General features: G+C 75.4%; 20 protein-coding genes. 4 read left to right on the forward strand and 16 right to left on the reverse strand.

Features of this window, described 5'->3' with window-relative positions:
- Positions 1 to 112: 112 nt before the first annotated feature.
- From D459_RS0110065 to D459_RS0110110, 10 genes are all read right to left on the reverse strand, one after another.
- The gene (locus tag D459_RS0110065; protein WP_017592878.1) at positions 113 to 1,819 is read right to left on the reverse strand and encodes a formate--tetrahydrofolate ligase; all 1,707 of its coding nucleotides are present in this window, start codon (positions 1,817 to 1,819) and stop codon (positions 113 to 115) included.
- Positions 1,820 to 1,948: 129 nt separating this feature from the next.
- Positions 1,949 to 3,205 (reverse strand): styrene monooxygenase/indole monooxygenase family protein, encoded by a 1,257-nt coding sequence (locus D459_RS0110070; RefSeq protein ID WP_017592879.1) that lies wholly within the window; start codon positions 3,203 to 3,205, stop codon positions 1,949 to 1,951.
- A 46-nt stretch (positions 3,206 to 3,251) separates the two neighbouring features.
- Positions 3,252 to 3,857, reverse strand: a complete 606-nt coding sequence (locus D459_RS0110075) for a GTP-binding protein (protein WP_017592880.1) — start codon at positions 3,855 to 3,857, stop codon at positions 3,252 to 3,254.
- Positions 3,832 to 4,206, reverse strand: a complete 375-nt coding sequence (locus tag D459_RS0110080) for a DUF742 domain-containing protein (RefSeq protein ID WP_017592881.1) — start codon at positions 4,204 to 4,206, stop codon at positions 3,832 to 3,834. Before D459_RS0110080 ends, D459_RS0110075 begins: the two co-directional genes overlap by 26 nt.
- Positions 4,203 to 4,646: a roadblock/LC7 domain-containing protein gene (locus tag D459_RS0110085; protein WP_017592882.1), complete on the reverse strand. Its 444-nt coding sequence runs from the start codon at positions 4,644 to 4,646 to the stop codon at positions 4,203 to 4,205. The genes D459_RS0110080 and D459_RS0110085 overlap by 4 nt, the downstream gene beginning before the upstream one ends.
- Positions 4,646 to 5,890: a sensor histidine kinase gene (locus D459_RS33585; protein WP_017592883.1), complete on the reverse strand. Its 1,245-nt coding sequence runs from the start codon at positions 5,888 to 5,890 to the stop codon at positions 4,646 to 4,648. Before D459_RS33585 ends, D459_RS0110085 begins: the two co-directional genes overlap by 1 nt.
- Positions 5,891 to 6,330: 440 nt before the next feature.
- Positions 6,331 to 7,584 (reverse strand): Gfo/Idh/MocA family protein, encoded by a 1,254-nt coding sequence (locus D459_RS0110095; RefSeq protein WP_017592884.1) that lies wholly within the window; start codon positions 7,582 to 7,584, stop codon positions 6,331 to 6,333.
- A gap of 56 nt (positions 7,585 to 7,640) precedes the next feature.
- Entirely contained in the window at positions 7,641 to 8,519 is an 879-nt protein-coding gene (locus tag D459_RS0110100) for a carbohydrate ABC transporter permease (protein ID WP_017592885.1), read from the reverse strand.
- Positions 8,516 to 9,430, reverse strand: coding sequence for a carbohydrate ABC transporter permease (locus D459_RS0110105; RefSeq protein ID WP_017592886.1), 915 nt, complete (start codon positions 9,428 to 9,430; stop codon positions 8,516 to 8,518). The genes D459_RS0110100 and D459_RS0110105 overlap by 4 nt, the downstream gene beginning before the upstream one ends.
- Entirely contained in the window at positions 9,427 to 10,701 is a 1,275-nt protein-coding gene (locus D459_RS0110110; protein ID WP_017592887.1) for an ABC transporter substrate-binding protein, read from the reverse strand. The genes D459_RS0110105 and D459_RS0110110 overlap by 4 nt, the downstream gene beginning before the upstream one ends.
- A 113-nt stretch (positions 10,702 to 10,814) precedes the next feature.
- Between D459_RS0110110 and D459_RS0110115 the strand changes: the two genes are divergently transcribed.
- Positions 10,815 to 12,041, forward strand: a complete 1,227-nt coding sequence (locus D459_RS0110115; RefSeq protein ID WP_026120245.1) for an ROK family transcriptional regulator — start codon at positions 10,815 to 10,817, stop codon at positions 12,039 to 12,041.
- A 1,538-nt stretch (positions 12,042 to 13,579) separates the two neighbouring features.
- Here D459_RS0110115 and D459_RS0110120 read toward each other — a convergent pair.
- From D459_RS0110120 to D459_RS31285, 3 genes are all read right to left on the reverse strand, one after another.
- Complete coding sequence (locus D459_RS0110120) at positions 13,580 to 14,971, reverse strand: acyl-CoA synthetase (protein WP_017592889.1); 1,392 nt, start codon at positions 14,969 to 14,971, stop codon at positions 13,580 to 13,582.
- A 619-nt stretch (positions 14,972 to 15,590) separates the two neighbouring features.
- The gene (locus D459_RS0110125) at positions 15,591 to 16,835 is read right to left on the reverse strand and encodes an FAD-dependent oxidoreductase (RefSeq protein ID WP_017592890.1); all 1,245 of its coding nucleotides are present in this window, start codon (positions 16,833 to 16,835) and stop codon (positions 15,591 to 15,593) included.
- A 21-nt stretch (positions 16,836 to 16,856) separates the two neighbouring features.
- Positions 16,857 to 17,345, reverse strand: a complete 489-nt coding sequence (locus tag D459_RS31285; RefSeq protein WP_017592891.1) for a MarR family winged helix-turn-helix transcriptional regulator — start codon at positions 17,343 to 17,345, stop codon at positions 16,857 to 16,859.
- Between the two features lie 161 nt (positions 17,346 to 17,506).
- On the opposite strand from D459_RS31285, the gene D459_RS36830 reads away from it, so the two are divergent.
- On the forward strand, positions 17,507 to 17,695 hold the full coding sequence (locus D459_RS36830; protein WP_040709693.1) for a zinc-binding dehydrogenase: 189 nt from the start codon (positions 17,507 to 17,509) through the stop codon (positions 17,693 to 17,695).
- Between the two features lie 93 nt (positions 17,696 to 17,788).
- On the opposite strand, the gene D459_RS0110140 is transcribed toward D459_RS36830, so the two are convergent.
- Positions 17,789 to 18,346 carry a peptidoglycan-binding domain-containing protein gene (locus D459_RS0110140; RefSeq protein WP_017592893.1) on the reverse strand — a complete coding sequence of 186 codons (558 nt, stop codon included), beginning with the start codon at positions 18,344 to 18,346 and terminating at the stop codon, positions 17,789 to 17,791.
- A gap of 667 nt (positions 18,347 to 19,013) precedes the next feature.
- Here D459_RS0110140 and D459_RS0110145 point away from each other — a divergent pair.
- A complete protein-coding gene (locus D459_RS0110145; protein WP_017592894.1) occupies positions 19,014 to 19,217 on the forward strand; it encodes a cold-shock protein in 204 nt (67 codons plus the stop codon).
- 249 nt (positions 19,218 to 19,466) lie between these two features.
- Positions 19,467 to 20,837, forward strand: coding sequence for a DEAD/DEAH box helicase (locus D459_RS0110150; RefSeq protein ID WP_026120246.1), 1,371 nt, complete (start codon positions 19,467 to 19,469; stop codon positions 20,835 to 20,837).
- A 336-nt stretch (positions 20,838 to 21,173) separates the two neighbouring features.
- On the opposite strand, the gene D459_RS0110155 is transcribed toward D459_RS0110150, so the two are convergent.
- Entirely contained in the window at positions 21,174 to 22,526 is a 1,353-nt protein-coding gene (locus tag D459_RS0110155; protein ID WP_017592896.1) for a DUF418 domain-containing protein, read from the reverse strand.
- 163 nt (positions 22,527 to 22,689) lie between these two features.
- The gene (locus D459_RS0110160) at positions 22,690 to 23,217 is read right to left on the reverse strand and encodes a hypothetical protein (protein WP_017592897.1); all 528 of its coding nucleotides are present in this window, start codon (positions 23,215 to 23,217) and stop codon (positions 22,690 to 22,692) included.
- Between the last annotated feature and the right edge of the window lie 11 nt (positions 23,218 to 23,228).

The raw sequence follows: 23,228 nt of genomic DNA on the forward strand, positions 1-23,228 counted from the left end.
GGATGATACATGTCCAGGATTGTCCGTCCAGTCCGCACCGGGATCGGCGGACGGACGGCCCCGCCCCGGGGCGACGACGTCGAGATCATCGGGAGAGGCGGGGCGCCCCCGGTCAGAACAGGCCGGTGATGCGGCCCTGGTCGTCGAGGTCGATGCCGAGTGCCGCCGGGGTGCGGCCCAGGCCGGGCATGGTCTGCATGGAACCGCAGATCAGGTAGACGAACCCGGCGCCGGCCGAGGGGCGGACCTCGCGGACCGGGAGGGTCCACCCGGTGGGGGCGCCGCGCAGGGCCGGGTCGGAGGAGAGCGAGAGGTGGGTCTTGGCGATGCAGACCGGCAGCGTGCCCAGCCCGTTCCGCTCGCAGGATCGCAGCTGCCGCTCGGCGCGCTCGGAGTAGGTGACGCCGGAGGCGCCGTAGACGGCGCGGGCGACCGTCTCCACCTTCTCCTTCAGCGACGCGTCCAGCGGGTAGAGCGGCGCGTAGCGCGAGGGCTCCTCGGCCGCCTCGGCCACCGCCGCCGCGAGGTCGCGGGCGCCCTCGCCGCCGTCGGCGACGTTGGTGCACACCGCGCTGCGCACCCCCGCCTCGGCGGCCAGGTCGCGCACCGCCTCGATCTCCGACGCGTGGTCGGTGGGGAAGGCGTTCACCGCGACCACCGGGGTGACGCCGTGCAGCCGGCAGTTCTCGATCTGCTTGAGCAGGTTGGCCCCGCCCGCCCGGACGTCCTCCGGGTCCTCCTTGAGCATCTCCTCCGGCAGCGGCCGGCCCGCGGCCACCTCGTACCGGCCCGAGTGCGCCTTGAGCGCCCGCACCGTCGCCACCACCACCGCGGCGTCCGGGGCCTCCCCGGAGACCCGGCACTTGATGTTGAAGAACCGCTCCGCGCCCATGTCGGCGCCGAACCCCGCCTCGGTCACCAGGAACTCCGCGGCGCGCAGCCCGATCAGGTCGGCGATCACCGAGGAGTTGCCGGTCGCGATGTTGCCGAACGGCCCGGTGTGCACCAGGGCCGGGGTGTGCTCCAGGGTCTGCATCAGGTTGGGCTTGACCGCCTCGCGCAGCACCGCGGCCATCGCGCCGGCCGCGCCCAGCGCCTCGGCGGTGACCGGCCGCCCCGCGCGGTCCTCGGCCACGATGATCCGGCCCAGCCGCTCCCGCACGTCCGGCAGCGAGCGGGCCAGCGCCAGCAGCGCCATCACCTCCGAGGCGGCGGTGATGTCGAACCCGGTCCGGCGCGGTTCGCCCTCGACGGCCGGGCCGACGGCGGTGTCGACCGTGCGCAGCGCCCGGTCGTTGACGTCCAGCGCCCGCCGGAGCGAGACCGTGTCCGGGTCGATGCCCAGGGCGTTCCCCCGGTACAGGTGGTTGTCGAGCAGCGCGGCCAGCAGGTTGTTCGCGGCGCCCACCGCGTGGATGTCCCCGGTGAGGTGCAGGTTGAGCCGCTCCATCGGCACCACCTGGCTGTAGCCGCCGCCCGCGGCGCCGCCCTTGATCCCGAACACCGGCCCCATCGACGGCTGCCGGATCGCCACCGCGGTGCTGCGCCCGATCCGGTTGAGCCCGTCGCCCAGGCCCACGGTGACGGTCGTCTTCCCCTCGCCCAGCGGGGTGGGGGTCACCGCGGTGACCACGACGTACTTGGCGCGCGGCCGGGAGCCGAGCGGCCCCGCCGGGTCGAGGGCGCCGAGCCGGATCTTGGCCACCCCGTCGCCGTACGGTTCGACCAGCTCCGGTCCGATGCCGATGCGCTCGGCGATCCGGGCCGGCGGCTCCGGCGCGGCCTCGCGCGCGATCTCCAGGTCACTTGGCAGCGTCATGCACAACACCCCTGACGGCCCCGGGCGGCGCCGGCGGCACCGCCCGGGACCCGACGACGAGCGGCCGGGTACCACACGCACATTCTCAGCGAGAGTTGTCCATGACGCAATGAGTTCTGCTATGCGCAATCAGGCGGACGGGGTCGTCGCCTGGTCGGCGACCGACGCGAGGTAGGCGTCGACCTGCTCCGGGGTGTACAGCCAGTGCTGGAGGTCGGAGGGCTCGTTGTAGCCGTAGACCAGGCGGCGGGCGACCGCGGGGTTGTCCGCGACGGCGCCCAGCACCTTCTGCACGTGCTCGGGCGGGTTCAGCATCATGTTGCTGAACCGGGTCGAGTGCTCGGCGTGCTCCCAGAACAGGTCGAAGGTCCGCTGCATCCAGGCGGGGTCGAACGGGCGGTCGCCGTGCTCCAGGATCGCCTTGAGGTAGACGTCGGCGCAGCGGGCCGCGTTGTTGGCGCCCTGGGCGGAGATCGGGTCGTTGGCCACCACCACGTCGGCCATGCCCAGCACGTGGGAGTCGGCCGCCAGCCGCCCCACCGGGTGGCGCACGATCGGGGCGTAGCCGCCGAACAGGGTGCACCGCCGGTCGGTGGGGGCCGCGTCGGTGAACAGCTCGTGCTCCCAGGGCGCGTACTCGGCGAGCATGCCGAGGGTGCGGTCCAGGAACGCCTCCGGCGAGGGCCGGTCCTGCCAGCAGTCGAACGCCCCGCCGGGCACCGCCTCCCACATCAGGATCTCGCAGGGCCGGCCGCCGGTGGTGAGGCCGGGCATGCTGACCACCTCGCCGGTGCCGGGGAAGAAGGTCACGTGCAGCCGCGGGTCGGGGTCGTCGGCGGGGCGGCGCATCCCCTCCAGGTAGATCACCGACAGCATCCGCTGCGGGCGGTCGTAGGGGGAGTGCGCGTCGTTCCGGTCGAACAGCTCGACCAGCTCGCCCTTGCCCGCGGCGATCACGGTCAGGTCGTAGAGCCGGGTGAGCTCCTCCAGCTCCGAGGTCATCGCGGTGTGGTAGACGACCTCGCCGCCGCGGGACTCGAACAGCTCCAGCCAGGCCGACATCTTCACCCGCTGGTCCACCGACTGGGCGTAGTCCTCCTCGTCCCAGGTCAGGTGGAACCGGGCGGCCAGGTGCGCGGGGGCCGGGGCCATGCTCAGCCGGGACCCCACGCACCGGGGGGTGCGGTCGGCCCAGAAGTCCAGGCCCATCTCCCGCTCGATCCGCAGCGCCGGGGCGAACATCAGCTGCGTCGACATCGGCCGCCCCTCGCGGATCTCCTCGGGGGTGCGGGCCGACATCACCGTCACCTCGTAGCCGTGCGCCTGCAGCCCCAGGGCCAGCTGCATGCCCGACTGCCCGGAACCGACCACCAGTACTCTGCGCATCGCGCTCTCCTCCTGTCCACCGGGCCGCTCCGAAGGGCCCGCACCGCTATCGGGCCGCCGCGCCGCCGCGCTCGGGGGCCGCCGTGTCCATGGTGTGCCGCAGCGCCGCGACGAGGGTCCGCACCACCGACTCCCGGCTGCGCGCGTCGCAGGCCAGCAGGGGCACCCCGGGGGAGATCCGGAGCGCTTCGCGCACGTCGTCGAGCCGGTGCGTCTGCTCGCCGTCGAACAGGTTGACCGCGACCGCGAACGGCACGTCGGAGTCGTTCTCGAAGTAGTCCACGGCGGGGAAGGACGCGTCGAGCCGGCGGGTGTCGACCAGCACCACGGCGGCGCTGGCGCCGCGGCTCAGGTCGTCCCACATCTGCCAGAACCGGGGCTGGCCGGGGGTGCCGAACAGGTAGAGCACCAGGTCCTCGGCGAGGGTGATCCGGCCGAAGTCCATCGCGACGGTGGTGGTGACCTTGCCCGACCCGCCGGTGAGCGGGTCGACGGTCCGGGCGGCCTGGGTCATCCACGCCTCGGTGTTCACCGGGGGGATCTCCGACACCGCGCTCACCATGGTGGTCTTGCCGACCCCGAAGCCGCCCGCGACGACGATCTTGGCCGAGGCGAGCCGCGGGGCGCTAGCGGGCGAGCTGGTGAAGCCCATCGATGACTCTCTCCAGGAGGCGGGGGTCGTAGGGGGACGTGTAGGCCTCGGGGTTGACCACCAGCCGCTCGCGGGCGGCCATGTCGCCGAGGAGCACCCGGGCCACGCCGAGCGAGACGCTGCAGTGCGCGGAGAGCTCGGCGATCGACTGGACCGCGGTGTGCGCCGTGTCGTACAGCGAGCGGGCCTCGGGCGGGAGCAGGTCGGCGTAGCCGGGGTCGTAGTAGGGCACCGAGACCAGGGTGTGCACGTGCAGCCGCTGCCGGGTTCGGGTCCGGCCGCCGGTGAGCACGTAGGGGCGCACCCACGGGTTGGCGCCCCCGGGGCCGGGCCCGTGCGGCGGCCTCACGAGGCGCCCTGACCGGTCGCCAGGCCGCGCAGGTCGTCGCGGAGCCGCGGGGTGAGCACGTGGCCGACGCTCTCCACCAGGCGGGTCATCTCGTGCGCGACCGCGCCGAGGGCGGCGCCCTCGCGCACCAGCACCGCCAGCCCGGCCAGGCCGCCGATCCCCATGAAGAGGAAGTGCCCGGCCGGGAACTTGAGCATGATCTGGTCGCACCCGGGCTCGTCGACGTGCTCGGCGATGCTCCGGCCGAGGCTGAGCAGCCCGCTGGTCATCGCGGACAGCGAGTCCGCGGTGTCGGGGTGCAGCCCCTCGGAGACGATGAGCGGGAGTCCGTCGGAGGAGACCAGCAGGGCGTGCGCCACCCCGGGGGTGGAGGCGGCGAAGTCCTTCACCAGCCAGGCGAAGTCTCGGGGGCTGCGCGGCCCGTCCAGCGCGCCGTCCATCAGGGCACCTCGTTCTCAGGGGGGTCGTGGGGCTTCGGGGCCTCCGGCGCGGCTCCGCCGGAGGCGAACGCCTCCAGGTCGTCGGCGAACGACCCGGCCGCCGCGGGGCCGTCCGGCACCGGGCCGCCCTGTTGCGGCGGGCGCTCCCGGGTCCCGGCGCCGTCGGCGCGCAGGCTGCGCGGGGTGCGCCGGGGCAGCTCGCCGGCGGCCGGGCGGGGCGGGGGCGGCGGTTCGGGCGGCGGCGCGCCGCCCGGGCCGGGCAGGGCGGGGGAGAGCAGCGGGCCGCTCGGCGGCGCGGGGCGGCCCGGCGCCGGTCCGGGCCGGTCGCCCAGCACCTGCGGCCGGTCCACCGCCTCGCCGACCAGGCGGGCCGGCAGCGAGACCGAGGCGGTGGTGCCGCCGGGGGCGGCGCGCGCCGCCAGGTGCACGGTGACGCCGTGCCTGCGGGCCAGCCGGTGCACCACGGCGAAGCCGGTGTGGTTGTCGGTGAGCCGATCCACCGGCGGGACCGGGCCGGCGAACTCGGCGTTGAGCGCCTCCAGCCGGGCCTCGCCGATGCCGATGCCGGAGTCGGTGATGCGGAACACCGCGCCGCCGGTCTCCAGCGGGTGCGCGCTCACGTTCACCGGGCCCGGGGAGTAGCGGGCGGCGTTGTCCAGCAGCGGGGCCAGCAGCGACGCCACGTCGTCGGCGGCGTAGGCCGGCACCGACAGGTCGGCCACGCTGCCCACCGACACCTGCGGGTAGGCCTCGATGGAGGCGGCGGCCATGCGCACCACGTCGATCAGCGAGGCGTCCCGGCCGCCCAGGTCGTCGTCGCCCTGGTCGGACAGGACGCGCATCTCGCGGGCGGCGCGCCGCATCTGGGCGGTGGCGTGGTCGATGTCGTAGAGCCGCTTGAGGCGGTCGGCGTCCTGCTCGTCGCGCTCCAGCCCGTCCAGCGCCTCGCGCTGCTGCTCGGCCAGGACCAGGATGCGCATCGCGAACCGGTCGCACAGGGCGGAGAGCGGGGCGGGGCCGGCGGGCGGCGCGGCCGGGGCGGTGCGCCCGGGCGGCGGCTGGGGCGCGGCCGGAGCGGGGGCCGGAGCCGAGGGGGCCGGGGCGGCGGGCGCGGGCGGTGCGGGGGCCTGCGGTGCGGCGGGGGCCGCCGGGGGAGGGGCCGCCGCGGGCGGTGCGGCGGGCGGGCCGGAGGGGCGCTCGGGGGTGCGGCCGTCGAAGAGGCGGCGCAGTCGCGAGCGGATCACCGGCGCCGTTCCGGAGTCGCGCCGGGCAGGCGGGTACGGGGGTCTCCGCAAGGGGACATGCGCGGCGGCTTCCTTACTTCGTCTCGTATTCGGTTCGCTGCGCCGGAAAACGCCGAGAAACCCGTGGTGGGCGGGGTGGCTGGAGCGCTCCGGAGTCGGCCGCGCCCTTATCGGCGCCTTTTTCGGCGGCCTGGCCGCCGAATCGGACGGGTCACACCCTGCCATAAACGGACTGATACGGAAAACCGTCGATGTCCCGAAAGTCGTATCTTCGGAAGAAAATGCATTGTTTTGCGTTTAGCGCGGTTAGTCGGTTTCGCATTTTCCGGGCGGTGACCGGCCGGCGGCGGTCCGCGTCCGGTGCTCCGCGTCCGCGCCGGTCCCGCGCCCCCGGCCGGCGCAAAGGCGGCGGGAGCGCGGAACCGGCGCGGCGGAGGGGCTCACTCGGGGAGGGAGACCACCCGCCGCTCGGTCCGGGCCCGCTCGGCCGCGAAGACCAGCAGGTGCGAGGCGAGCGCGTCCTCGCCGCTCGTCTCGACCAGGCCAGGGTCGCCCTGGGCGGCGGCGCCCAGGAAGGACGCGAGCAGCCCGCCGTCGCCGCCGCCGTGCCCGGAGTCGATCAGGCCGTCGTTCTCCGCGGAGACCTCGACGGTCTCGGCGGAGTCGGTCAGGAAGTCGTGGACCGTGATGGCCTCGCCGTCGCAGTGCAGCTCCCCGCGGGTGCCGAAGACCGTGGTGCGCCGCGGGCGGGGTCGGTTGAACGCGGTCATGGTGAACGACGCCGTCGCCCCGCCCTCGAACTCCAGGGCCACCACCTGCCGGTCCACCACGTCGTTGTCGCAGTGGTAGACGCAGCGGCCGTAGGGGCCGGTGCGCAGCGCCTCGGCCACCCGCTCCGGGGTCGGGTCCGGGGCGAGCACGTCCAGCGGCCAGCCGGTGCGCCCCTGCTCCAGGAACCGGCCGTAGATGCGCGGCGCGGAGTAGGGGCAGTCCGGCTCGACCGCGCACTCCAGGCACCGCTCCCCGGCGCCCGGCGGAGCCGCCTCCGGTCGGAAGTGCCGCAGCGACCCGAAGGAGGAGACCGCCACCGCCTCCCGCCCCACGACGTACCGCAGCCAGTCCAGGTCGTGGCAGGACTTGGCGAGCAGCATCGGGGCGGCCTCGTCGGTGCGCCGCCAGTTCCCGCGCACATAGGAGTGGGCCTGGTGCCAGAACCCCACCGGCTCCAGGTGCTCCACGCTCGCGATCTCGCCGATCCGACCGGAGTCCAGGATGCCCTTGAGCACCCGGGTGTAGGGCGCGTAGCGCAGCACGTGGCAGACGCCGAGCAGCACCCCGGCGCGCCGCGCCGCGTCCACGATCGCCTCGCAGTCGGCCCGGGTCTGCGCCAGCGGCTTCTCCACCAGCAGGTGGTAGCCGCGCCCGGCGAGCGCGACGGCGGGCTCCAGGTGGGCGTCGTCCAGGGTGCAGACCAGCGCGACGTCGGCCAGGCGCGGCAGCGCCGCCGCCTCCCGCCAGTCGGCGAAGCACGCCTCGGGCCCCAGCCCGGCGAGCCCGGCCAGCCGCTCCCGGTACTCCCTCCGCGGCTCGGCGACCGCCACCACCTCCGCCGCCTCCGGGTGCTCCCGGATCCAGCGCGCATAGGCGGAGCCCCGCGACCCCGCGCCCACCACCAGTACCCGAACCGGCGCCATGGCCGACCTCCCCATCGATCCGTCCGTTCCCGATCCCGCCCGGCCCGGCCCGCCGCTCACCGGTGGCTCCCGGCCGAGAGGCCCTGCACGATGCGCCGCTGGAACAGCAGCACCAGCACCACCAGCGGCAGCGTCACCACCACGCCGGCCGCCATCTGCGAGCCGAACGGCTGCTGGAACTCGGTGTCCCCGGCGAACTTGGCCAGCGCCACCGTCACCGGCGTGGAGGCCAGGGTGATCGAGACGACGCTGGAGATCAGGTACTCGTTCCAGGCCGCGAAGAACACCAGCAGGGAGGTGGTGGCCACCCCGGGCGCGGCCAGCGGCAGGATCACCCGGGCGAAGGCGCCCACCGGCCCGCAGCCGTCCACCCGCGCCGCCTCCTCCAGCTCCCACGGCATCTCCCGGAAGAACGTGGTGAGCACGAAGATCGCCAGCGGCAGCGCGAAGCTGATGTTGGGCACCACCATCGCCTGGTACTCGTCGATCCAGCGCCAGTCGCTGAACAGCCGGTACAGCGGGGTCACGATGGCCACCCCGGGGAACATCGAGCAGGCCAGCACCAGGGCGAGCAGCAGGTTGCGGCCGCGGAACCGCAGCCGGGCCAGGGCGTAGGAGGACGCCGTCGCGATCGCCATCGCCAGCACCGTGGTGGAGACCGCGATCACGACGCTGTTGCGCACCGCGTAGCCGAAGTCGTTCGCCCCGCCGAACACGCCCCGGTAGTTCACCAGCGTCGGGTCCTCGGGCCAGAGCCGGTCGGTGGTGATCTCCGCCGGGCCCTTCAGGCTGGAGACGAACATCCAGTAGAACGGCGCCAGGCAGTACAGCACGAGCAGCACGATCCCGGCCCCGATCACCCACTTCTCCCAGCCGGGCAGGCGGCGGCGCGCGGCGCTGCGGCGCGGTGCGCGCGCCGGTGCGGTCGCGGTCATCGGGAGGCTCCTTCCGCCGGGCGGAACACGTTCGCGCCCAGGGTGCGGATCAGCAGGAACGCGCACCCGAACACGAACAGGAAGGTGATGGTGGACAGCGCGCCGCCGTACCCCTGCTTCAGCTCCCCGGTGGCGGCCTGCACCACCAGCATGGACAGCGTCGCCGTGTCGTTCGCCCCGCCGGTGAGGATCTGCGGCAGGTCGTACATGCGCAGCGCGTCCAGGGTGCGGAACAGCACCGCGACCACCAGGGCCGGCTTGGCCAGCGGCAGCGTGATCGAGGTGAACCGCCGCCACGCCGAGGCCCCGTCCATCGCGGCCGCCTCGTACAGGTGCGGCGGGATGGTCTGCAGCCCGGCCAGGATGAGGATCGCGACGAACGGCGCGGTCTTCCACACCTCGGCGAAGACGATCGACCACTTCGCCGGCCACTCGCCGCCGCCCCAGACCACCTCGGCCCCGGTGAGCGCGTTGACGATCCCGTCCGGCTGCAGCATCCACCCCCACATCACCGCGCTGACCGCGGTCGGCAGCGCCCAGGGCAGCAGCACCGCGGCCCGGACGATGCCCCGGCCGCGGAAGGCGCGGTGCATCACCAGCGCCATGCCCAGCCCGATCAGGGTCTCCAGCACCACGCTGACCGCGGTGAAGAAGACGGTGTTGGACAGCGCCGCGTAGAACTCCTCCCGGTCGTGGCCGATGAGCGCCTGGGCGTAGTTGGCCAGGCCGACGAAGGACGGCTCGGCGCCGATCGGGTCGTCGAAGAACGACCGGTACACCGCCGAGGCCACCGGGTAGGCCACGACCAGCCCCAGCGCGGCCAGGGCCGGCACCAGCAGCCAGAAGGCCAGGCGGCGCTCGGCGGCGCGCTCGCCGCGGCGGGCGCGGGCGGAAGCGGAGGGCGCGCTCACGGTCCGGCCACCCCCTCCACCGCGGTCTCCAGTTCCTCCTGGAGGTCGGTGACCGCCTCATCGACCGACTTCTCGCCGGTCAGCGCGGCGTGCACGTGCCGCTGCACCGCGTTGGTCACGTCGTTGTAGCGGGGCGAGACCGGCCGCGGCTGCACCGACTGCAGCGCCGCGTACTGCCGGACCAGGTGCGGGGCGCCCGCCATCAGCTCCTCGTCGCCGTAGTTGGACGCCCAGGAGGTGGGGGTGTTGGTCTCGGCCATCCAGTCGCGCTGCACCGACTCGCTCTGCAGGTACTCGATGAACCGCAGCGCCTCCTCCTTGTGCCCGCTGTAGGCGGACAGCGCCAGGTTGTTGCCGCCCAGGGTGCCGGTGCCGGGGCCGCCGTCGCCGGGCAGCGGCACCGCGTCGAACCTCCCCTGCACCTCCGACTCCGGGCCGGGCTCCTGCATGGCCGGCCAGGCGAACGCCCAGTTCCGCATGAACAGCAGCTCGCCGCGCTGGAACGCCAGCCGGGACTCGTCCTCCATGTAGGTCAGCGCGGCCCGCGGGATGCGCCCCTCGCGCAGGCCGTCGACGAGGAAGCCCAGGCCGGCGCGGGCCTCGGCGGAGTCCACCACCACCCGGCCCCGCTCGTCGATGATCTCGCCGCCGGCCGAGGCGATCGCCTCGGTGGCGTTCACGGTGAGCCCCTCGTACCGGCTGAGCTGGCCCGCGTAGCAGTCCATCCCCTCGGCCTCGGCGATCGGGCAGCCCTCGATCAGCTCCTCCCAGGTGGTCGGCGGGTCCTCGACCAGGTCGCTGCGGTAGTAGAGCATCCCGGTCCCGGTGGCGAACGGCGCCGCGTACAGCCGGCCCCGGTACATCCCGGTCTCGGCCGCGGCGGGCAGGATGTCGGACCCGGCGAACCGCTCGGCGTCCAGCGGCTCCAGCCAGCCGCGCGCGGCGAACTCGGCGGTCCACACCGCGTCGGTGTAGAGCACGTCGTAGCGGCCGGTGCGGGCCTGCAGGTCCTGCACCATCGCGGTGCGCTGGGCGTCGGCGTCGGCGGCCAGGTGCACCAGCCGGACCTTGGCGTCCGGGTTGGCCTCGTTGAAGTCCTCGATGATCCCGGCCATGTTCCCGCCGGAGGCGCGGGTGACGGCGAAGGTCACCACCGCGCCTTCGCCGGCGTCGGGGAGGCTGCCGGCGCAGCCGGCCGCGCCGGTCAGGGCGAGTGCGGCCAGCGCGGCGGCCGCGGTCCGGATTCGCGCGGGGGGTCGCGGGCGGCCCATGGAGCCTCCTGGGGGGAGCGCGCATTTACGAAAAAGGGTTTACTAATCGAACAGGAGCGGCGCGGATGTGTCAACGGTCACAGCGCCCGCGCACCGGAGTGGAGGAGGAAGCCGTGCCCCGACCGCCGGCCGGATCGATGGCCCGGATCCGCCGGGCCAACACCGCGCACGTCCTGCGGCTGCTGCGCGGGTCCGCCCAACCGCAGCGGATCGCCGGGATCGCCGCCGAGACCGGCCTGTCCCGGCCCACGGTGGAGGCGCTGGCCGAGTCGCTGACCGGGCAGGGCTGGCTGGTGGAGGCCGAGGGTGTCCCGCAGGGCGGGCGCCGCTCGCCGGGCCGCCCGGCGCGCACCTACGCGTTCAACGCCGAGGCCGGCTGGGTGCTGGGGATCGACGTCGGCGCGCACAAGGTCACCGCCTGCCGGGCCGACCTGCGCGGCGGGCCGCGCGCCTGGGGGCGGCGGGCGGCCGACCCGGCCACCCCGGCCGCCGAGCGCCTGGAGCTCGCCCGGTGCGCCGTCGCCGACGCGATGCGCGGCGCGGACGGCGCGGCCCCGGTCTACGCCGCCACCCTGGCCACCCCCGGCGTGGTCGCCGCGGACGGCCGCGGGGTGGCGGTCGCCCCGGCCCTGCCGGGGTGGGAGCGGGCGGACTTCGCCGGCTGGGCGGCCGGCGTCCTGCCCTGCCCGCTGCGGATGGAGAACGACGCCAACCTGGCCGCGCTCGCCGAGCACGCGATCGGCACCGCCCGGGGCCGGGGCGACGTGGTGCTGCTCCTGCTCGGCGAGCGCCTGGGCGCCGGTGTCACCGTCGGCGGCCGGCTGCTCCGCGGCCACCACGGCGCCGGCGGCGAGGTCGGCTACACCCGGATGCCCGGCCGGCGGCGCCCGCCCGCCGGGTTCGGCGCCCTGGAGGCCCGGGTGAACGCCGACGCGATCGCCGCCATGGCCGAGCAGGAGCTGGACCGCTCCGGCGGCACGGCCGCGCTGCGCCGGCTGCGCGAGGCCGCCGGCGGCGCCCGGCTGCCCGCCCTGGCCGACGCCGCCCGCGCCGGCGACCCCGCCGCCGAACGCGTCCTGGCCCGCCTCGCCCGCCGCCTCGCCGAGGGCATCGCCCCCATGCTCCTCGTCCTCGACCCGGAGATGCTGGTCCTGGGCGGCGGCGTCTCCCTCATGGGCGACCTGCTGCGCACCCCGCTGGAGGCCGAACTCGCCGACCGCCTCCTCTTCACCCCCGAGGTCGCCCTCTCCCAGACCGGCGACCAGGGCGCCGTCCTGGGCGCGGTCCACCACGCCCTGCAGTCCTTCGAGGAGACGGTCCTCACGGGCATCACCGCCTGAGGCCGCCCTTGGCGGTCTTGACTCTGCGGTCTCTCCTCGGCGGGTCTCCCGGCCGTGGTCCTCCTTTCCGCGGACGTACTTACTGCAGGGGACGGCGGTGACGACGGCAGCGGTGGGGGCGTGGTCGGGCCCTACCCGGGCGCGGCGCCTCGCGGAGTGCAGGTTCAGACGGGCGGCGAAGGCGGGGAGGGGCACCGGTCGGTCGGGTGCGGCGCCTCGCGGGGCGAGGGTTCAAGCTGGCGGCGAAGGCGGGGAGGGGCACCGGCCGGTCGGTCGGGTGCGGCGCCTCGCGGGGCGAGGGTTCAAACTGGCGGCGAAGGCGGTGGTGGGGGACCGGCTGGTCGGTCGGGTGCGGCGTCTCGCGGAGCGAAGGTCAAGACGGGCGGCGACGGCGCCGGTAGGGGCCGGGTGCAGGTGGTCGCCCGAGTGTCGGGCCTCACGGGGTGGCGGTTCAGACTGGCGGCGAGGGCGAGAGGGGGACCGGCTGGTCGGTCCGGTGCGGCAGAGCGGGGCGGGAGTGGTCGGGGCGGGCAGAGGGGCGGGATCGCCGCGCCTGCGCCGCCCCGGGCGTCCGGGGCCGGCCGCCGCTGAAACCACCCCCCTTCTCCGACCTGGGTGAATACGTAGGGTGATGGTGGGGTGGGGCGCCCTGCGCACCGCGAGAGCACCCCGGTGATTCCCGGGCGCGCATCCCGGCCCGGAACAGGCCCCTGGCGGCCCGAATCGCTCTGATCGGGCCGGTGATCGGGGGTTCGAGCCGCCCGCAAGGTCGCAAAGCAGGGGCCGGAACCCGGGAGGGGCGGGAGTGGGGGCGGAATGCCGCTTTTGTTCTCCCGGGAGGCCTCGTTTGGCCACTCTGGGTAACCGGCGAGGGGGTGGTGGGGCCCTCGGGGGCTACTACTCGCTGGTAGATGTAATCGGGGTGCTGCGGAGGTGCGCAGGGCGCCCCCGCCTGCGCCCGTTCCCCGCCGCGAACCGGGCATACAGGAATAAGGCCCCCTGGTGGGCGGGGCGCGGGCGGGCCCACCCCCCGCCTTCGCCGGGGCGCCGCCTCTTCCCGTCGGGGCCACGTACCGGGCCGGGCCGGTGAACGCGGCGCCCGCCCCCTCCCGCCCTCGCCGCCTGCTTGAACCCTGGCCCCGTGAGGCGCTGCGCTCGGGTGAGGCCTGCGCCCCGCCCTTACCCTTGCCGTCGCCGCTCGTCTTGACCTTCGCTCCGCGGGGCGCCGCGCTGGACCGACCGGCTGGTTCCCCACCGCCGTCGTCGCTGCCTGCTTGAACCCTGGCCCCGTGAGGCGCTGTGCCCGGCCGACACCCGCGCCCCGTCCCTACCGCTGCCGTCGCCGCTCGTCTTGACCTTCGCTTCGCGGGGCGCCGCGCTCGGGTGGGGTGCCCGGCCTCGTCCCTTCCTGTGCCGTCGCCGCCCGTTTGGACCTTCACCGTTGCAACGGCCACTTGACGACGAGGCGCTCTGATAGGGAGGCAACGTCGAGATCATCGCCCTGGGAGGGAAGGCGGAAGAGCGCGGCGACGGGCGGGTCACAGCAGGGACTTCTGCACCTTGCCCATGGCGTTGCGGGGCAGCCCGTCCACCACGCGAACCTCGCGCGGGCGCTTGTGCACCGACAGGCGGGCGGCGACGAAGTCGATGACGTCCTTCTCCACGATGCCGTCGCCGACCAGGTAGGCCACGATGCGCTGGCCGAGGTCGTCGTCGGGCTCGCCGACCACGGCGGCCTCGCGCACCGACGGGTGGTCCAGCAGGGCGGCCTCCACCTCCCCGGCGCCCACCCGGTACCCGCCGCTCTTGATCAGGTCCACCGAGGTGCGGCCGACGATGCGGTACCGGCCCTCGGCGTCGGTCGCGGCCGCGTCGCCGGTGGCGAACCAGCCGTCGGCGGTCCGCGACTTCGCGGTCTCCTCGGGCAGCCCGAGGTAGCCGTCGAACAGCGTGGCGCCGCGGATCTGCAGGTGGCCGATGCTCCGCCCGTCGGCGGGGACCTCCTCGCCCCGCTCGCCGACCAGCCGCGCCTCGGCGCCGGCGATCGGGCGGCCCACCCACCCGGTCAGCGGCGGCTCGTCGGCCCGGGCCGCCAGGGTGATCAGCGTCTCGGTCATGCCGTACCGCTCGACCACGGCCCGGCCGGTGGCCTCCCGGACCGCGCGGGCGACGCCCTCGGGCAGCGCCGCGCTGCCCGAGACCAGCAGCCGGGCCGAGGAGAGCGGACGCAGCGCCGCCGGGTCCGCGGCGATCCGCGACCACACCGTCGGCACCCCGAAGAACAGCGTCCCCCCGGCCTCGGCTGCGGCGGCGTAGGCCGCGGGCCGGGGGCGGACGGTGTGGATCAGCGGGCTGCCGGTGCGCAGCGCGCCCAGCATGCCCAGGACCAGGCCGTGCACGTGGAACAGCGGGAGCCCGTGCACCAGGACGTCGCCGGAGGTCCATGCCCACGCCTCGGCCAAGCCGTCCAGACAGGCGGCGACGGCCCGCCGGGGGATCAGCACGCCCTTGGGCGCCCCGGTCGTGCCGGAGGTGTACATGATCAGCGCGGTGGCGCCGGGGTCCGGCTCGGCGCCGGAGCGGATGGGGGCGCGCTCGGCCGGGTCCACCGGGAGCCGGGGGAGGTCCACCTCGTCCAGGTCGGGCCCGGCCCACAGGGCCGCTCCCGAGTCGCGCAGGATGTGCCGCCGCTCGGCGGTGCCCGCGTCGGCGGGGACCGGCACCACGGGCACCCCCGCCAGCAGGCCGCCGACGACGGCGACGACCGTGCGCAGCGATGCCTCGCCGTGCACCGCCACTGCGGCGGCCCCGCCGATCCGCGCGGCCACCGCGGACGCCGCCTCCCACAGCCCCTCCCGGTCGAGGGCGTCCTCGCCCACCCGCACCGCGGGAAGGTCGCTCCGTACTCCGGTCGGCTCTCCGAGCAGCATGCTCTCTCTCCTCCGCGGGCGGGATCCGCCCCGCCGCACCTCCGACCGCGCCGGGGACCGCCCAGGGCAAGGATGGCACGCCGCCCCGCCCGCTGACCGGCCGGTCGGCCCGTTCGGAGCGAAGGGCCGCGCCGGCGCCGCTCCGCCCGTGCCGGCGGCGGAACCGCCGAAGCGGGGCGGGTGGGTGGGATGCGGCGGAGCCGACCGCTCCCGGCTCCCGCCGGGGCCGCGCGGACCGGTGGGGCTCCCGCCCGACCCGCGCGGCCGCCGCCCGTGCCCGCGGTCCGCCGGGGCGCGGACCGGAGCGGGCCCCGGCCCGCGCGGGCCGGGAGGGACGGTCACGGCGCCGGTCCGGGGCGAGGGGGACACCGGTAGGGGCCGTGTCCCGGCCGGACCGGTTCCTCCGCAGGTCGGGTGGGGGATCGAGCAGGGCGGGCGGGGTCGTCCGGGACGCCCGTCCCGTCCGTCCCGCCCTGCTGCCATTGCCCTGATCCGGGGCCGGGCCGTGCCCCGGTCGGCCCGGTGCCTCTGCGAGACGGGGCAGGGCCGGCGGGGCGTCCGCCCGGCCCGCCGCCGCCCGTCCCGGTTCGGCCGTTGCGGGAGGGGCGGCACCGGTGGTTCAGCGGGATGCGGTCGGGCGGCGGCGGGCGAAGGGCGGGGTGGGTTCGGCGCGGGCTCCGGTGCCGATCAGGAAGGCCGGGAGCGCCGACAGCCAGGGCAGCCGCTGGACCAGGCGGAGGGCCGCCGCCGGCGGGCCGGAGCGCCGCCGCGCCAGTACGGGCTCCAGCATGGCCCGGTGCAGCAGCCGCTGCATCCCCTGGACCAGCACCGTGGGCGGCAGCCGGCGGCGGCGCACCCGGGACAGCTCGCGCGGGGACGGTCGGCCGCGCCGGAGCGCCCCGGCCAGCAGGGACGCGGCGGCGACCGCGTCCTGCACCGCCAGGTTGATCCCGACCCCGCCCACCGGGGACATGGCGTGCGCGGCGTCCCCGATGCACAGCAGCCCCGGCGTGTGCCAGCGGCGCAGCCGGTCCAGCCGGACGTCCAGGTGCTTGACGTCGTCCATCGACGCGATCTCGCCGACCCGGTCGGCGAACTGCGGCAGGCAGGCCGCGATCTGCTCGCGGAACCGCTCCGGCCCCGCCGCGCGCATCCGCGCGTCGTCGCCCTTGGGGCCGAGGTAGGCGATCTGGAAGTAGCCCTCGCGCGGGATCGCCACGGCCATCCGGCCCGCCCCGATGTTGGGCTGCAGCGCCCCGAGTTCGTCCCCGGGCCGCCGCGGCAGCCGCAGCCACCAGGCGTCGAAGGCGACCCGGAACTCCCGCGGCACCAGCCCGGCCGCGGCGCGCAGCGCCGAGTGCCGCCCGTCCGCGGCCACGGTCAGGGCGGCGCGCAGCTCGTGCTCCTCGCCGCTGCGGCGGTTCCGGTACCGGACACCGGCCACCCCGCCGCCCTCCCGGAGCAGCCCGGTGGCCTCGGCGTCCATCCGCAGGGTGAAGGACGGCTCCTCGGACGCCGCGCGGGCCAGCAGGTCGAGCAGGTCCCACTGCGGGACCATCGCGATGTAGGGGAACGGGACGCGCAGCCGCTTGAAGTCGGCGAGGACCAGCCGGCGGCCGTCGGCGCCGCGGAAGGCGGCCTCGTCGATCCTGCTCTGCGGCAGCTCGGCGAAGCGCTCGCCGAGGCCGATCTCGTCCAGCAGCCGCATGGTGGTCGGGTGCACGGTGTCGCCGCGGAAGTCGCGGAGGAAGTCCCCGTGCTTCTCCAGCACGGTCACCTCAACGCCGCCGCGGGCCAGCAGCAGCCCCAGCACCATTCCGGCCGGGCCGCCGCCGACGATCGCACAGGTCGTCCGCTCGGTCATCGTCCTGCCTCCTGTCCTCCGCTACTCTTCGGCCTCCCCGGCCCCTTCGGCGGCGGCCCGGCGCGCCCCGCTGCGCTTCCGGGCGGCGTCGGCGAGCAGGCCCAACGCCCGGACCACCGCCGCGCGGTCCTCGGCGCCGAGCTCCTCCACCATCCGCACCTGCGGTTCCACCCGCATCCGCTCCAGCCTGCGGAGCAGCGCCGCCCCCTCCTCGGTGATGGCGACCCGGCGCGAGCGGCGGCTGTCCGGATCCTCCTCCCGGCGCACCAGGCCCTGCCCGGCGAGCCGGTCGACGAGCCGGCTGGCCGCCGAGTCCGAGCGGCCGATCCGCTCGGCCAGCATCCGCTGCGTGGGCCGGCCGGACTCGGAGATCAGGTACAGCACCGCGAACTCGCGGATCGACATGCCGTCCCCCTCGGCGCTCTGCAGCGCCGCGACGACCTCCGAGGGCACGGCCCGCCAGAGATCGATCATGTCCCCGGCCAGCCGCTCCCGCTCCTCGCCGCGCATCCGCACCTCTCTTGTGAGCCTGCAAACGTTGTGTTCATGCAACGGTAGACGGCGCAGTGCCGCCCGGCAAGGGGCCGGCGCCGGTTCAGCGCCGCGGCGGCGGACCGCCCACCCGGGTCAGGCGCAGCGGCGCGGGCTCGGGCAGCACGGCGGAGTACGTCGTGGTCCGGCCGCGGAGGCTCGCCTACGCGCCGGACGGCCTCGACCCGGCCGAGCCGGAGGGGTACGCGGAGCGCGGCGAGCTGCGCTCGGTGGTGGACACCGTCCGCCCGCTCGCCGACGTCGCCGCCGCGCACCGCGCCCTGGAGGCCGGCGGGGTCCGCGGCAAGCACGTCATCAGGGTCGGCTGACCCGGGGGCGCCCGCCCTTCCCGGCAGGTCGGGCGCCCCCGCCGGGCGGAGGGGGAGGGACCGCCCGGCCCCTCCCCCTCCGCCCGTCCGGGATCAGACTCCGCCGGCGATCAGGGCCCGGAAGGTGATCGGCCCGGTGACGCCGTCGGCGTCGATCTCCTGGACGGTCTGGAACTCGGTGACCGCCCCCGCCGTGCCGGGGCCGTACCGCCCGTCGACCTCCAGGTCGTAGCCGTAGCCGTGGACCAGGGCGTACTGCACCGCCGCGACCCGGTCGCCGGTGGCGCCCGGGCCGACCTCGCCGAGGTCGTCGCGGAGGTCGTTCCAGGTCTCGGCGTCCAGGGCGCCGCTGTCCGGCAGGTCCTCGGCCTCCTGGTAGGCGAGGACGGCGTCGACGGTCTCCGCGCCGAAGTCCCCGGTCGCCCCGCCGTCGTAGTGGCCGTACGCCCTGAGCAGGTGCTGCGCCACCCCGATCTGCCAGGCGCTCGCGCCGCCCCGGAACTCCGGCCACTCCAGGGCCTCGATCTCCACGACCGTGCTCCGGGGGGTGTCCGGGCCGTCGGCCAGCGCGGCCGGAGCCCCGGCGAAACCGAGCAGGGCGGCAGCGGCCCCGGCGGCGGCGAGAAGTGCGATCCTGTTCCGGTTCACCATTGTGCGCTCCCTCTGTTCCCGTGTCAGGTGCAGGTGAACGGTGCGACACGGGGGCGCTGAAAATCGTTCGGTGAAATCACCGGAAAATACTGTGTTGTGAATCACATCCATTTTCGGTAAAATATGTAATCCGTTTTTCCGGATGTGCGTCACCCTTTTCTCTGTCGAATTCGGCCGGGGCCTCCCGGTGCCGCTGCGCGGGTCGCGGGCGAGGGGCGGGGCCGGGGTGCTCGGCACCGCATGGGCCAGGACCGCGCCCGGCGGGGGCGGTGACGAACCCGCCGCCGAACCCGAACGGCACCGCGGTCACTCCGGTGAGGTGACCGAACTCGCCGTGGTGCCCCGGTTTCCGGGCCGCTTCCGGGGAGGGGCCGCCTCTGCGGCGGGGGCGCCGGTGCGGCCGAGGAGTTCCCCGGCCGCGGAGAAGGCCGCCTCGTTCCGCCGGGGTGAGTCATCCCACCGCGGCGCGGTGCCGCCGTCCGGATCGGGATCCGTGTGCTAGGTTGGCCGGAGTTGCAGTAGTGGTTCCCGCTTGACTTTTGTTTCGACCGGCCCGGTGGCCAGGTCCTCTCCATCGTTATCTCGACTCGGGAAATCATCGCCGTAGCGATGGGAGGGCCGCACGGTGCGGATCTTCCTGAAATCAGCAGAGCAGGGAAGAGAAGACATGGCGACCGGTACGGTCAAGTGGTTCAGTGCGGAAAAGGGCTTCGGCTTCATCGAGCAGGACGGCGGCGGCGCCGACGTCTTCGCGCACTACTCCAACATTCAGACTTCCGGATACCGTGAGCTGGCCGAAGGCCAGGCGGTCCGGTTCGACTCCGTCCAGGGCCCCAAGGGGCTGCAGGCCGAGAACATCACTCTGGCCTAGGGGCGTTTCGAGCTCCCGGTCTTCGCAGGGCCCGCTCTTCGGAGGGCGGGCCCCGTTCGTTCTGCCCGAACCCGCCCGGCTCCGGCCGCCGAGAAACGGTGCCGGCCGGCGGGTTCCCCCGCGCCCTCCACGGGCGCCCATGCGCCCAGTTCAGGCGCATTCTCCCGGCGCATCACCCGACATCTCCAAGCGCAGAGGGTTCTGTACTCCTCCTCTAGCTGGTGGGCGCCGCTCATTGAGAGGTCCCATATGCACGACACGGTCCGTACGAACAAGAGGCGCGGCGGCGGAAGGCCGAGGGGCGGCCGGCGGCCGTCCCGCCCCGTCACCCGGGACGATTTCGCGGCCCCGCAGCCGGTGACCCCGGCGCTGCCCCCGGCCGCCTCCTTCCAGGAGCTCGGTCTCCCGGCACCGCTTTTGAACACGCTCGGCCGCCAAGGCCTGAGCACCCCGTCGGCCATCCAGGCCGCGACCCTGCCGGACTCGCTCACCGGACGGGACGTCCTGGGCCGCAGCCGGACCGGCTCCGGCAAGACCCTGGCCTTCGGCCTGCCCCTGCTCGCCCGGCTCCGCGGCGGAAGCGCCCGGTCCCGGCGCCCCCGCGCACTGGTCCTCGCCCCCACCCGCGAACTGGCCCAGCAGGTGACCGATTCCCTGGAGCCCTATGCGCGCTCGGTGGGGGTCCGCCTGGCCACCGTGGTCGGCGGCATGTCCCTGTCCCGCCAGGCCCGGTCACTGGGCCAGGGCGTCGAGCTGGTCGTGGCCACCCCGGGGCGGCTGCGCGACCTGATCGAGCGCGGCGACTGCATGCTGGACGACGTGGACGCCGCCGTCCTCGACGAGGCCGACCAGATGTGCGACATGGGCTTCATGCCGCAGGTCACCGCCATCCTCCGGCAGGTCCCCGCGGACGGCCAGCGGATGCTCTTCTCCGCGACCCTGGACCGCAACGTCGACGCCCTGGTACGCCGCTTCCTGCAGGATCCGGTGGTGCACTCGGTGGACCCCTCCGCCGGCGCGGTCACCACCATGGAGCACCACCTGCTCCAGGTCTCCGCCGCGGACAAGAAGGCGGCCGCGACCCGGATCGCCGCCCGCGACGGCCGGGTGATCATGTTCCTGGACACCAAGCGCGCGGTGAACGCGATGGTCGATCACCTGCTCGCCAGCGGCGTCCGCGCGGGCAGGCTGCACGGCGGCCGCTCGCAGCCGCAGCGCACCCGCACCCTCCGCCAGTTCAAGGACGGCGAGGTCACCGCGCTGGTCGCGACGAACGTGGCGGCCCGAGGGATCCACGTGGGCGGCCTCGACCTCGTGGTCAACGTCGATCCGCCCGCCGACCACAAGGACTACCTGCACCGCGGCGGCCGGACCGCCAGGGCCGGAGAGTCGGGCACCGTGGTCACCCTCGTACTGCCGCAGCAGCACCGGGAAATGGCGCGGCTGATGGAGCGCGCCGGCATCGACGCGCAGGTCGCACGGGTCCGGCCGGACGACCCCGAACTGGCCCGGCTCACCGGTGCCCGCGCCCCCTCGGGCGTTCCGGCCCGCATTCCCGAGGCGGCCCCCGCGTCCCCGGCGCCCAGGGCGTCCCGGGGCCGGCGCCGCCCGCGCCGCTAGGGCCCTGCCCGCGGCCCGGAGCGGAGGGGCCCGCCCTCTCCGCTCCCGGCGGTCCGCGGCCGCCCGGCCCCTCCCCTCGGCGGTGGACGACCGCGGCCCCTGCCCGATCGGGGTGGGAGTCGGTGGGCCGATCCTCCTCGGAGGAGGGCGTACCGGCCCTATTTCCTACTTTTATGGTTGACAATGTGGGGTTGAGGGCGCAGAGTGGAGGAGCGTCGCCGGAGCGCGGAACCGGATGACGCGGGGCCGGTGCCGGCCTGGAAGCCCGGCCCTTCCGGGCGGGGGAGGCGGTTGTGCGGGACCGCAGCCCCCGCCGGAGCGGCCCCGCCCCGCCGTTCACCGGCCGGCCGCCGCCCCGCCCCGCTCCGGCGCCCCGGAGGAGGCGCGGCGGCCGTAGATCAGCCGCCGCAGCAGCGCCTCGGCCGGGCCGGGGCGCCCGGCGCGCTCCAGGGCGTAGGCGCCGGCCACGGTGGCCAGCCACACCCCGAAGGCGAACAGCGCCATGGTCGCGCTGCTCAGCGAGGCGCCCAGGCCCAGCCCCCAGGCGGCGAGCACCGGGGAGAACAGCAGCGAATGGGTCAGGTACCCGGAGAGCGAGCGCTTGCCGAGCGCCGCCACGGCGCTCGACGCCGCGCCCCGGCGCCGCGCCGACAGCCGGTGGGCGACGAGCGCGAACAGGGCGACGTAGCCCAGTCCGCAGAAGATCCCGGTGGCGTCCTGCAGGGCCGGCAGCGGGCCGGTGTCGGAGAGGGCGCCGGGGGAGGCCTCCAACAGGCCGACGTGGGCCAGCGCCGACGGCAGGCCGCCCAGCCAGCCGAGGGCGATCCCCAGCACCGCGGTCCACCGCAGCAGCGGCAGGTGCCGGTGCGGCTCCTCCAGGATCCTGCGCCGGGCCGACCAGAACCCGAGCAGCATCATGGCGAACCCGCCGAACGACAGCAGGCCCCCGCCGATGGTGACGAACCCCCAGGTGGTGAGCCGGGTGGCGGCCGCGGCGAGCGGATCCTCCAGCTCGGCCGCGTAGGCGGTGTAGGACGGCTCCGCGCCCGACCCGGGGATGTGCCCCAGGCCCTGCGTCGCGATGTCCCACAGCCCCGAGGCGGCGGGGATCCAGATCAGCACGGTGAACACGCCCGCCGCGACCAGCAGGGTCCGGTCGCCGCGCCGGATGAACAGCCAGACCATGACCAGGCTCGCCAGCCCGTAGGAGCCGATGATGTCGCCGGCCATGAGCAGCACGGCGTGCGCGAACCCGAACACGATCAGCCACAGCCCGCGCCGGCGCAGCAGCCGGACCGCGGTGCGCTCCGGGGTCCCGTGCGCCTTCTGCCGCAGCAGCAGCTGCATCATCCCGTAGCCGAACAGGAACGCGAAGAGCGGGTAGGCCCGCAGGTCCAGCATGACGATCATGAGGAACTGGACGGCGCGGTCCAGCGGCGACCCGTCGACCGGGTGCCACCCGGACGGCCCGTGCTCGGCCGCCCACAGGTGGAACGCGGTGTTGGACGCCACGATGAGCAGCAGCATCATCCCGCGGGCGAGGTCGGGGGCGAGCGCCCGCTCGGCGGACCTCACCCCGCCGCGGTGCGCCCGGACCGCACCCGCCGCCGTCCCTTCCGCTCCCGCGCGCCCGGCGGGGGGCCGCTCCGGTGCGCCGCCCGTCCCGTTCTCCTCGGTGGCTCTGTGCATACCGCGACCCTAGGAATCCGGGGCCCGGCGCCGCGTCGGCCGCCGGTACCCGGCGCCCCGACCGAAGACCGGGCGCGCGGCGACGGAAGTTCGACCGGCGGGCGACCGAAGTCGGAGGAGGGGCGGTGCGCCCGCGCGGCCCCCGCCCGCGGCGGAGCCCGCCTCAATCCTCCGGCCGCACCCCCAGGGCGGTGGCGACCAGCTCCTCCTCGCCGAGGACGCCGGAGGAGTCGCGGACCTCCACCGCCACCCCCGGCTCCTGGAGCCAGAAGGCCTCCCGGTCGCCGCGGAAACCGGGCGCCCCGTCGTGGTCGAACCCGGTCGGCGCCCAGGTCGCGGCGTCGCGCTCGTGGTACTCGGCGAGGAAGGAACGGAGCGCGGCCGCGGAGTCCAGGGAGTCGCCCCGCATCACCAGGACCTGCATGTCCACGCGGTGGCCGCCGTCGACCTCGCGCTCCCAGAACCGGGCGGCGAAGGAGACGCCGCCCCACTCGTAGTCGGTGTCGAAGACGTCCGCCCCCGCTGCGGAGGAGGGGACGTGGTGGATCGCGAACCCGTCCAAGGTGCCGCCTTCCGGGTGGGAGAGGGGGGCGGCCCCCGCGGAGGCGCCGGCCGACGCCGGCGCCGCGGCGGACAGTACGCCCGCCAGCAGTACGAGGACGATGCCCCAGTCGCGAACGACCCTACCCATGGTGACCTCCG

It is taken from the genome of Nocardiopsis potens DSM 45234 (assembly GCF_000341105.1).
Classification (GTDB): Bacteria; Actinomycetota; Actinomycetes; order Streptosporangiales; family Streptosporangiaceae; genus Nocardiopsis_A; species Nocardiopsis_A potens.

What these genes read in the sequence shown, in the direction of transcription:
- D459_RS0110065 (WP_017592878.1), bottom strand. Translation starts at nt 1,819, where the DNA reads ATGACGCTGCCAAGTGACCTGGAGATCGCGCGCGAGGCCGCGCCGGAG.
- D459_RS0110070 (WP_017592879.1), bottom strand. Translation starts at nt 3,205, where the DNA reads ATGCGCAGAGTACTGGTGGTCGGTTCCGGGCAGTCGGGCATGCAGCTG.
- D459_RS0110075 (WP_017592880.1), bottom strand. Translation starts at nt 3,857, where the DNA reads ATGGGCTTCACCAGCTCGCCCGCTAGCGCCCCGCGGCTCGCCTCGGCC.
- D459_RS0110085 (WP_017592882.1), bottom strand. Translation starts at nt 4,646, where the DNA reads ATGGACGGCGCGCTGGACGGGCCGCGCAGCCCCCGAGACTTCGCCTGG.
- D459_RS0110095 (WP_017592884.1), bottom strand. Translation starts at nt 7,584, where the DNA reads ATGGCGCCGGTTCGGGTACTGGTGGTGGGCGCGGGGTCGCGGGGCTCC.
- D459_RS0110100 (WP_017592885.1), bottom strand. Translation starts at nt 8,519, where the DNA reads ATGACCGCGACCGCACCGGCGCGCGCACCGCGCCGCAGCGCCGCGCGC.
- D459_RS0110110 (WP_017592887.1), bottom strand. Translation starts at nt 10,701, where the DNA reads ATGGGCCGCCCGCGACCCCCCGCGCGAATCCGGACCGCGGCCGCCGCG.
- D459_RS0110120 (WP_017592889.1), bottom strand. Translation starts at nt 14,971, where the DNA reads ATGCTGCTCGGAGAGCCGACCGGAGTACGGAGCGACCTTCCCGCGGTG.
- D459_RS0110125 (WP_017592890.1), bottom strand. Translation starts at nt 16,835, where the DNA reads ATGACCGAGCGGACGACCTGTGCGATCGTCGGCGGCGGCCCGGCCGGA.
- D459_RS31285 (WP_017592891.1), bottom strand. Translation starts at nt 17,345, where the DNA reads ATGCGCGGCGAGGAGCGGGAGCGGCTGGCCGGGGACATGATCGATCTC.
- D459_RS0110140 (WP_017592893.1), bottom strand. Translation starts at nt 18,346, where the DNA reads ATGGTGAACCGGAACAGGATCGCACTTCTCGCCGCCGCCGGGGCCGCT.
- D459_RS0110145 (WP_017592894.1), top strand. Translation starts at nt 19,014, where the DNA reads ATGGCGACCGGTACGGTCAAGTGGTTCAGTGCGGAAAAGGGCTTCGGC.
- D459_RS0110150 (WP_026120246.1), top strand. Translation starts at nt 19,467, where the DNA reads ATGCACGACACGGTCCGTACGAACAAGAGGCGCGGCGGCGGAAGGCCG.
- D459_RS0110155 (WP_017592896.1), bottom strand. Translation starts at nt 22,526, where the DNA reads ATGCACAGAGCCACCGAGGAGAACGGGACGGGCGGCGCACCGGAGCGG.
- D459_RS0110160 (WP_017592897.1), bottom strand. Translation starts at nt 23,217, where the DNA reads ATGGGTAGGGTCGTTCGCGACTGGGGCATCGTCCTCGTACTGCTGGCG.